General features: G+C 65.7%; 1 protein-coding gene. It reads right to left on the bottom strand.

Features of this window, described 5'->3' with window-relative positions; genetic code table 11:
• On the bottom strand, positions 1 to 318 hold a 318-nt coding region (locus E1294_RS54035; protein WP_220448468.1), incomplete at both ends, for a hypothetical protein.

Here is a 318-nt window from a genome sequence, read left to right as displayed (position 1 = left end):
GCCATAGGTCATCCCCCGGCCCTCGTGAACCACCGCGACCGCATCCGGAGACTCCTCGATCCGCGCCCACACCCACGCATCAACCGTCGCCACACCCGGCGACGGCACCTCGACCTGCGGATTGAAACCATCCAACAGCCTGCAACGCTCGGCCACAGGCAACACATCCAACTCGGCCAGCACACGATTCTCGGCGGTCAACTCGGTGAGAGCCTGAACCAGCAACGCACACACCTGACCCGGATCAATCGCCGCCTGCACCTGCGCCGTCACCGCGAACCCGGTTCCCGTGTCGTCGACGGAGACCGTGACCGGGTA

This window comes from Nonomuraea diastatica (assembly GCF_004349015.1).
GTDB lineage: Bacteria > Actinomycetota > Actinomycetes > Streptosporangiales > Streptosporangiaceae > Nonomuraea > Nonomuraea diastatica.
The sequence above is the reverse complement of the archived record's forward strand: the minus strand, read 5'-3'. Positions and strand labels throughout refer to the sequence as shown.